6 protein-coding genes are annotated in these 8775 nt (G+C 71.3%); 4 read left to right on the top strand and 2 right to left on the bottom strand.

Annotation, left to right across the window (positions count from 1 at the left end):
- Window positions 1–1260 (bottom strand): hypothetical protein (locus tag O3Q52_RS42730; RefSeq protein ID WP_269653928.1); only part of this gene is annotated, 1260 nt, incomplete at its 3' end.
- Between the two features lie 250 nt (window positions 1261–1510).
- Window positions 1511–5665 carry a bifunctional nitrate reductase/sulfite reductase flavoprotein subunit alpha gene (locus O3Q52_RS42725; RefSeq protein ID WP_269653927.1) on the bottom strand — a complete coding sequence of 1385 codons (4155 nt, stop codon included), beginning with the start codon at window positions 5663–5665 and terminating at the stop codon, window positions 1511–1513.
- Window positions 5666–5941: 276 nt separating this feature from the next.
- Between O3Q52_RS42725 and O3Q52_RS42720 the strand changes: the two genes are divergently transcribed.
- The 4 genes from O3Q52_RS42720 to O3Q52_RS42705 all read left to right on the top strand — a co-directional run bounded on the left by O3Q52_RS42720 (window position 5942) and on the right by O3Q52_RS42705 (window position 8658).
- Window positions 5942–6331, top strand: a complete 390-nt coding sequence (locus tag O3Q52_RS42720) for a cell division protein SepF (RefSeq protein ID WP_200395422.1) — start codon at window positions 5942–5944, stop codon at window positions 6329–6331.
- Window positions 6332–6485: 154 nt separating this feature from the next.
- A complete protein-coding gene (locus tag O3Q52_RS42715) occupies window positions 6486–7652 on the top strand; it encodes an ATP-binding protein (RefSeq protein WP_269653926.1) in 1167 nt (388 codons plus the stop codon).
- Window positions 7649–7981: a nucleotide pyrophosphohydrolase gene (locus O3Q52_RS42710; protein ID WP_269653925.1), complete on the top strand. Its 333-nt coding sequence runs from the start codon at window positions 7649–7651 to the stop codon at window positions 7979–7981. Before O3Q52_RS42715 ends, O3Q52_RS42710 begins: the two co-directional genes overlap by 4 nt.
- Before the next feature lie 215 nt (window positions 7982–8196).
- Window positions 8197–8658, top strand: coding sequence for a DUF6099 family protein (locus tag O3Q52_RS42705; RefSeq protein WP_269653924.1), 462 nt, complete (start codon window positions 8197–8199; stop codon window positions 8656–8658).
- The last annotated feature ends 117 nt before the right edge of the window (window positions 8659–8775 follow it).

Genomic DNA, 8775 nt, shown 5'->3' with positions numbered 1-8775 from the left:
CCGCCCGGGCCCGAGCCGCGGCTGCCACGCCGTCGCGAACGACACGGGCGGCGCGGTGACGGCCGCCGCCACCCACAGCGGCGTCATCAACAGGTAGTAGCCGTCCTGGGAACGGGTCGCCAGATAGAACGCGCACCAGGGCAGGACGGCCGCCGCCGGACCGAGACGCCGTACGAACAGGACGAACAGCGCGAGCAGGGCCGCGGCCAGCAGCAGGCTCGCGTACGAGTACCAGACCAGCCGGCCGCTGCCGTCGGTGAGGTAGAGCGAGATGCCCACGAGACCCTGGCCGTGGACGACCGCGCCCTGGGTCAGGGGCAGCGCGATGCCGGAGAGCCAGTCGTGGGGCTGCCGCACGATGAAGTACGTGTTGATCAGCAGCCAGACCGTCGCGGTCGCCGCCCCGAACCGGCCCACGACACGGGCGGCCTCGCGCGGTCCCAGCTCCCCACGGCGCACGGCGTAGATCCCGGCCAGCAGGAACGGCGTGAGGAACCAAGGCAGTTGCTGCGCCGCGCACGCCGCCCCGAGACATGCCGCCCGCGCCAGACCGGCCGGACCGAGCCGGCCGCCCGCTCCCGTCCCCGGCCAGCGCACCACCACCGGCACGAGCAGAGCCAGCGCGACGACCGCCGGATAGCCGAGCCGCGCGTAGTCGGGGAGCAGCCCGAAACCGAGGCACACCAGAGTGGCCGCGGACCGCCAGGGGGCGGGCAGCAGCCACCACATCAGGACCGCGCTGACCAGCAGGGCACCGGTGCTCACCAGCGTCGCGGCCATCGCCCCGTGCCCCACCCCCACGAACGGCGCCGTGAGCAGCACGGACAAGGGCGGATAGCCGTACGTGAAGTCGTAGCCGCCGGTCGCCGTGGGCGTGAGCGCCACCCCGTGGCCGAACAGCCGGGGCCACGGCTGCCCGTAGACCGGGAGCCCGTGGGCGAGTTGCCGCGCGGCCTGCGTGGTGAGCAGGGCCTCGTCGCTGCCGCCGTGGTTCATGACGTACGTGCAGAGGGTGAGGGTGGCGGCTGTGACGAGGACGCACAGGTCGAGCCGGGCGAGCGAGCGGCCGCGGCGCACCACCAGGACCAGGACACCCGTCGTGAGGATCGACGCGTAACAGGCCGAGATGACCGCTGCCACGAGCGGGCGGTGGCTCGCGGCCTGCGCCCACACCGGACGCGTACCGATGAAGAGGCCGATGTCGGCGAGCAGGGTCAGGAGCCGGTGCCACTGCGCGGGTGTCCCGTCCGCCGGCGACACCTTCACGGGTGTCCGCAGACCGGCTGCCGAGGGCCTTGTCTCTGTCACGTACACGGCATCGGAAGCTAATGCGCGGTGGTGAGCACCGCGGTGCCCGTGGTGAAGAGCCCGGTGTGAGGCCGGTAAGAGCCCCAGCCGCAGGCCGCTCGGAGGGGAGCGTCCACCGACCCGAGCCATTCCCCGAGCCGCTCCTGAAGCCATTCCCCAAGTCGCTCCTCAAGCCCTTCCCGGAGCCGCTCCTGACGATCTGTCAGTAGACATCCCGGACGTACCGCTTGTCCGCCGCGAGTTGCTTCACGTACGCGGCGGCCTCGGTCTCGCTCAGGCCGCCGTGTGTGACGGCGATGTCCCGCAGGGCCCGGTCGACGTCCTTGGCCATGCGGGAGGCGTCTCCGCAGACGTAGAAGCGGGCGCCGCCCTGGAGCCAGGACCACAGTTCCGGCCCGTGCTCGCGCATCCGGTCCTGGACGTAGACCTTGGCGCGCTGGTCGCGGGAGAACGCCGTGTCCAGGCGGGTGAGGGTGCCGTCGTCGACGAAGGCCGTCAGCTCGTCCTCGTAGTAGAAGTCGGTGGCCCGGTGCTGCTCACCGAAGAACAGCCAGTTGGGCGCCCGGTGGCCGAGGGCCCGCCGCTGCTGGAGGAAGCCGACGAACGGCGCGACTCCGGTGCCGGGCCCGACCATCACCATCGGGGTCGCCGGGTCGGCCGGGGGCCGGAAGTGCGGGGAGCGCTGTACGAACACCGGTACCGGCGTGTCCGGTTCGGCGTCGGCGAGGAAGGGCGAGCAGACACCTCCGCGGACCTGGCCGCCGAGGTTCTCGTACCGCACGACGGACACCGTCAGCGACACGAGGTGCGGGTCGACGAGCGGGCTGGACGATATGGAGTACAGGCGCGGCTGGAGCCGCTTCAGGACCCCGGCCCACTCCTGTGCGCTCGCCCGTACGGGGTGCTCGGCGAGGACGTCGACGGCCTGCCGTCCCCAACTCCACTTGGCCAGCCCGTCCTTGTTGTCCGGGCGCAGCAGCCTCTTCAACTCCCGTTTGTCACCGGTCCGTTCGGCCACGAAGCGCAGCAGGTCCGGGGTGATCCTGGTGATGTCGAGATGGCGGCCCAGCGCGTCGGCCAGGGAGGTGTTGCCAACCCCGTTCACATCGACTGTCGTTGAGGCATCCAGCCCTGCCACCTCCAGCCATTCCTCCACCAGGGCGGGGGAGTTGACCGGCCGCACACCGAGCGCGTCCCCGGCCTCGTACGTCAGCGGGGTCTCGCTGTCCCGGGTGTCGAAGGTGAACCCGCGGACCTCCTTGCCCGCGCCGGGCAGGCTGAGCAGCCGATTGCCGGTGAGCCGGGCGGTGACGGGGGCGGGCTTCCGCGACACGGGAGGCGCACTCGTGCTCGGAGCCGGTGCGGGAGCGGGCGTCTGCCCCTGCTGACCGGGCACGAGCGCGGTGAGCACCTGGTCGAGCCAGGCCTGCGCGGAGGGCTCGTAGTCCGGCTCGCAGTCCGTACGCGGAGCGAGCCGCACCCCTCCCAACTCGTCCAGCCGCCGGTCGAGCCGGCGGCCGTGCCCGCAGAAGTCGTCGTACGAGGAGTCGCCGAGGGCCAGTACGGCATAGCGCACGCCGTCCAGTCGCGGCGACTCGGAAGTGGCCAGCGCCGACCAGAAACCGGAGCCGTTGTCGGGGGCTTCGCCGTCGCCGAACGTGCTCGTGATCAGCAGCAGGTCCGCCCCCGGCGGCAGCGCACGCGGGTCGGCGTCGTCCATCCCGAGGAGCGTCGCCCGGTGCCCGGTCGCGGTGATCCGCTCGGCCGCCGAGACCGCGAACTCCTCGGCGTTACCGGTCTGCGAGGCCCAGAGGACGACGACTTCGCGCAGGGGAGTGGCCGGGGCCCGCGGGGTCTCCGCGGCGCGCGAGTACATCCCGGCGAGGACACCGTTCACCCACAGGGCGTGGTCCGGACTGAAGGGGGCGTCCGGCGGCAGCACGGGCACACCGGGCGCTCCCGCGGGAAGCCCGGCGAGGAATCCGGTGAGGTACTGGCGTTCCTGGGCGGTGAGGACGGGGGGAGGGGCGGGGGTGAGTCCGAAGACGTCGCCGGCTCCTGCTGTTCGCGGGATCCCAGCCGACTCGGCCCCTCCGGCGCCACCGGCAGTCCCAGCCCCTCCGGCGTTTGAGGAGCGGGGGCCCGGGGGCAGCGCCCCCAGCGGAGTCCGGGGCAGCACCCCGCTCTCGGGAAGGTGCGGGGCGGGGGAGGAAACCCTCACCACCGAAACCGCGCACACCTTCAACTCCGGCTGAAACGACACAGGATCAACGGCGTCACTGGTGACGGCATTGACACTCAGATACTCCCCGAACAGGTCGTTCCAGTGGAACGGCGCGAACAGACACCCCACCTGCACCCGGTCCGTCACCACCGCGGGCAGCACGGCCCGCCCCCGCCGGGAGGCGACCTCGACCCTGTCACCGTCGGCCACGCCGAGCGCCGCGGCGTCCTCCGGATGCACCTCCACGAACGGCCCGGGATCGAGCTTGTTGAGCTTGGCCACCCGCCCCGTCTTGGTCAGCGTGTGCCACTGATGCTGAAGCCGCCCGGTGTTCAGCACGAAGGGAAAGTCGTCGTCGGGCATCTCGGCGGCGGGCAGATGCGGCCGGGCATGAAACACGGCCCGCCCACTGGCCGTGGGAAAAACAGGCCCCCCGCCCCCGGACTCCACATACCGGATCGGATTCCGGTCGCCGCCGTCCTCCTGCCCCGCCGGCCACTGCACCGACGTCTCCCGCAGCCGCTCGTACGTCACGCCCCGCAGATCCCACCCGGTCTTCGGGTTCCACGCGCGCTTGATCTCCTCGAAGATCTCCTCCGCGCTCTCGTACGAGAACCCCTTCTCGTACCCCATCGCGCAGGCGACCCGCGCGATGAGCTGCCAGTCCGCGAGCGCCTCGCCGGGTGGCTCGACGGCGGCCCGGGCGAGCGTGAGGTTGCGCTCGCTGTTGATGAGGACGCCCTCGGTCTCGGTCCACATCGCGCCGGGGAGGACGACATCGGCGTACGCGTTGGTCTCGGTCTCGGCGAAGACGTCCTGCGTGACGACGAACTCGGCGGCCTCAAGACCCTCGATGACGGTCCGGCGGTTGGCCACCGAGGCGACGGGGTTGGTGCAGATGATCCAGCAGGCCTTGATCTCGCCGTCGGCCATCTTCTGGAACATCTCGACCGTGCCCTTGCCGACCCCGTCCTTGCGGAGGGTGTCGGGCGGCAGCTCCCACAGCTCCTCCACGAAGGCACGTTCGTCGTCGACGAGCACGGACCGCTGCCCGGGCAGACCGGGTCCCATGTACCCCATCTCGCGGCCACCCATGGCATTGGGCTGCCCCGTGAGCGAGAAGGGCCCGGAACCCGGGCGACAGATCGCACCGGTGGCGAGATGCAGGTTGACCAGCGCGTTCGTGTTCCACGTGCCGTGTGTGGACTGGTTGAGCCCCATGGTCCACAGGCTCATCCACTCGCCCGCTTCGCCGATCAGCCGCGCGGCCTCGCGGATGTCGGCCTCCGGGATGCCGGTGGTCTCCGCGGCGACCGCGGGCGGGTAGTCGGCGAGGAAGCCGGGCATGTCCTCCCAGCCCTCGGTGCGGGCCGCGATGAAGCCGGGATCCGTGTGCCCGTTCTCGTGGAGCAGGTACAGCAGCCCGTTCAGCAGGGCCAGGTCCGTACCCGGCCTGATCCGGAGGAACAGATCGGCCTTGTCGGCGGTGGCGGTGCGCCGCGGATCGACGACGATCACCTTCGCGCCCGCCGACTTCACCCGGTCCATCATCCGCAGGAACAGAATCGGGTGGCAGTCGGCCATGTTCGAGCCGATGACGAGGAAGACGTCCGCCTTCTCGAAGTCCTGGTACGAGCCGGGCGGCCCGTCGGCCCCGAGCGACAGCTTGTATCCGGCGCCCGCACTCGCCATGCACAGCCGTGAGTTCGACTCGATCTGGTTCGTCCGTACGAAGCCCTTGGCCAGCTTGTTCGCCAGGTACTGGGCCTCCAGGCTCATCTGCCCCGAGACGTAGAAGGCGAAGGCGTCGGGACCGTGCTCGTCGATGACCGCCCGCAGCCGTCGCGCGGTCTCGGCGATCGCCGCGTCCACGGGCGCCGGCACCGGCTCCGCCCCGCGGTCGTCCCGTACGAGGGCGGTGGTCAGCCGTCCCGGCGCGGCGAGCATGTCGGCCGTGGTCGCGCCTTTCGTGCACAGCCGGCCGAAATTCGCGGGGTGCGCCTTGTCCCCGGACGCCTTCAGGACCGTACGCCGTCCGTCGGGGCCCATCCCGATGTCGAGGACCATGCCGCAGCCCACACCGCAGTACGAGCAGACCGTGCGCACCTGCGACGTGGGGGTGGTGGCGCTCACACGCTGCCTTTCTCCGGCCTCTCCGAGGGGAACCTCGGTCCATGAGCGTACGAATTGCCCGTTACGCCTGTGTCACGTGGCGCGATCATGAGGAGTTACACGCGCCACACAGCCGCCGTCGGCGAGGTGTGAGGCGACCCGGCGGTGGGGCGGGGGTGTGAGGGGACGCATAGGGGTGCGGTCCGCTGCGGACCGTGTCGCATTGGGCCGAACGGGTGATCATGCGCAAGAATTGCCCGGTGCAGGCAATCAGTGCGAGTCAGGTCGGGGGTACCGGTGAACAGCCACGACGTCACCGATGAACAGTGGGAAGGACTCGCCCAGGTCGTACCGCTGCGTGGTCGCGACGCCTGGCCCTCGGCGGTAGGCCACCGGGCGATACCGGAGGCGGAGACCGAGGCGCGACGCCGTTTCGTGGTGCTCCGGGTCAATGTCTTCGCGGACGCCCGGGAGGTCGCCGAGACCCTGATGGCCGGCATCCCGGTCCTCCTGGACCTCACCAGCGCCGAGACGGACGTCGCCAAGCGCGTACTCGACTTCAGTACGGGTGTCGTCTTCGGCCTCGCGAGCGGGATGCACCGGGTCGACCGGAACGTCTTCCTGCTCACGCCGCCCGGAACCGAGGTGCGGGGGCTGATGGAGGGGGCGGGGATTCCCGGGGTGTGACGCGCAGGGTGTGACTCCGGGGTGTGATTCCGCGGGGTGGTTCCTCACGGTCGGTGTCGGTCGGGGGTGTCAACCCTCGATCCGGTCCCCCGTTCGTAGGAAGGTTTCGCGGACGAAACGGTTCCGCCTGGTCGCGGAGCCCTACCGTCCGGATATGACCGTGTCATCTCTCGGATCCCGCGCGGAGGCCGAGTCACGTCCGGACCGGCCGAGCGTCACCGAACTGCGGCTCGCCGCGTTCGCCGCGCACCGCCGCGCCGGATTCCCGCTCGGACCGCTCAGCCTCTTCGCCGGCCCCAGCGGCAGCGGCAAATCCAGTGCCCTGCGGGCGTACGAGGCACTCGCCCGGCTCGGCGGCGGCGCCGAACTGGACGAGGTGTTCCCGGATCCGGTCGCGTGCGTGCCGGAGCGGGCCCGTCCCGACGCCCAGCGGCGGCGCGGCTTCCGCATCGGCTGCACGGCGGACGGCCCCGAGGGTCCCGTACGGCTCGACGTCGCCGTGCAGGCCGAGCCCGAACTGCGCATCGTGGGCGAGCGGTTGACGGCGGGCGGGCTGACCCTGCTGGAGACCGCGCTGCGCGACCCGAGCCGACGTTCCGTGCAGGCGGCCTGGCACACGGCGGGCTCGTCCCCCGTGACCCGGGCGCCGCTGCCCGACGACCGTCTCGGCACACCGCTCCTGCCGCTCCGCGTCGCCGGGAAGACGGACGGCCAGCGCCAAGTCCTCGCCGCCGCCGAGCAGATGGTCGTCGCCCTGCGGTCGGTCTTCGCCTGCGATCCGCTGCCCCGCTCGATGCGCACGGCGGTGCCGCTCGGCGCGGGACGGCTGCTGCGCGGCTGCGGCAACCTCGCCGAAGTGCTGTGGCGTACGAGGTCGGAGTGCGGGCGCCGGCACGGGCTGCTGGTCGACGCGGTGCGCGCGGGATGCGCGGGGCCGGTCCACGACCTGCTGGCCGGGCGGGCGCTCGGCGGGATCGACGGGACGGTACGGGCGCTGCTGGACCGGGGCGACGGGCTGCGCACACCGCTCGGGCGGCTGGGGGACGGGGAGTTGAGGTACCTCGCGCTGTCCCTGGTGCTGCTCACCGGGCCGGGCGTGCTGGAGGTCGACACGGCGGGGGAGGTGCCTGCCGCACTGCAGACGCTCACCGTCCTCGCCGACGGCTTCGACCGCGATCTGGACGTACGGCAGCGGGAGGGGCTCGTACGGCTGGCGGCGCGGATGTGCGAGCGCGGGCACATCCGGCTGGTGGGGGCCGTGAGCGACGCGTCCTGGGCGGCGGGGGTGGGCGGAGTGACGGTGGTAGACCTTGAACCGTGACCGAACTTGATGTGCCGAAGTTGCAGCGCAGGCTGGCCGAGTTCGCGGCGGCGCGGAACTGGCAGCAATACCACACGCCCAAGAACCTCGTCGCCGCGCTCAGCGTGGAGGCGTCCGAACTCGTCGAGATCTTCCAGTGGTTGACGCCCGAGGAGTCGGCCCGGGTGATGGAGGACCCGGAGCGGGCCTCTCGTGTGACGGACGAAGTCGCCGACGTGCTCGCGTACTTGCTGCAGGTGTGCGAGGTGCTCGGTATCGATGTCCTTGAGGCGCTCGATGCGAAGATCGACCGGAATGAACGGAGGTTTCCGGTGGGGGAGGGGTCGTGACCGTCCGCTTGTTGCCCATGAGGCGCCCCCGAAAAGGGACTTGAAGACCCCGTTTGTCACTCTCCGGAGTTATTGATCTGTCCACAATCAATTCCGTGTCCACAGATTTCAGGCTTCCTCTGGCTTTTCGTCCCGAAGCACTTCACTCTGGGTAGTGGACAGGCGGAGTTCGGGCAGGCGTGTGAAGAGCGCGTCGGGACAGACGGGGTCAGCGCATGGACGCGGTGCGGCTCATCGGCGCGAGCAGGTGTGCCCTGATGGGGAGCGCGGACGCTCCCGGGATCATGGCGGAGGCCTGGCAGGCGCAGGCCCTCGCCCAGGCGATAGGCAGTCGGCTGGCGGTGTCCGGGCCGCCTGAATTACGGGGCGAGGCGCTGGGGTTGACCGAGTTGGCGGGGCGGGGGTGTGGCGTGCTGGGCGCGCCCGTGCTCGACGTGGGGAGGCTGCGGGCCGCCCAGCTCACCGAGCTCGGCGATGCGCGTCTGGCTCTTCTCGACCTCGGCGGGCTCCTCGGCGAGGTCGGGATAGCCCTCGTCGGCATAGCCTGCGCCGCCAGCGACGAGGGGACGTACTGGCAGTGCATGGAAGCGATCGATGCCGCGGACGAGTCCCGCGACCGGGTGCTGGAGATGCTCCGAAGACTCGCGGTACGGGATCAGGGGGCGGCGGCGGGGTAGGGGGTTTCTTCGCCCCCGCCGCCCCTGCCCATTCCCGTCACTTACTCGGGGGCTCCGCCCCCAAACCCCCGCTCCTCAAACGCCGGAGGGGCTGAGTTTCAGTGGGGGTCTGGGGGC

The organism is Streptomyces sp. ActVer (assembly GCF_027270795.1).
Classification (GTDB): Bacteria; Actinomycetota; Actinomycetes; order Streptomycetales; family Streptomycetaceae; genus Streptomyces; species Streptomyces umbrinus_A.
The sequence above is the reverse complement of the archived record's forward strand: the minus strand, read 5'-3'. Positions and strand labels throughout refer to the sequence as shown.

Coding starts and splice junctions, on each gene's coding strand:
- O3Q52_RS42705 (WP_269653924.1), top strand. CDS start 8,197: ATGGACGCGGTGCGGCTCATCGGCGCGAGCAGGTGTGCCCTGATGGGG.
- O3Q52_RS42715 (WP_269653926.1), top strand. CDS start 6,486: ATGACCGTGTCATCTCTCGGATCCCGCGCGGAGGCCGAGTCACGTCCG.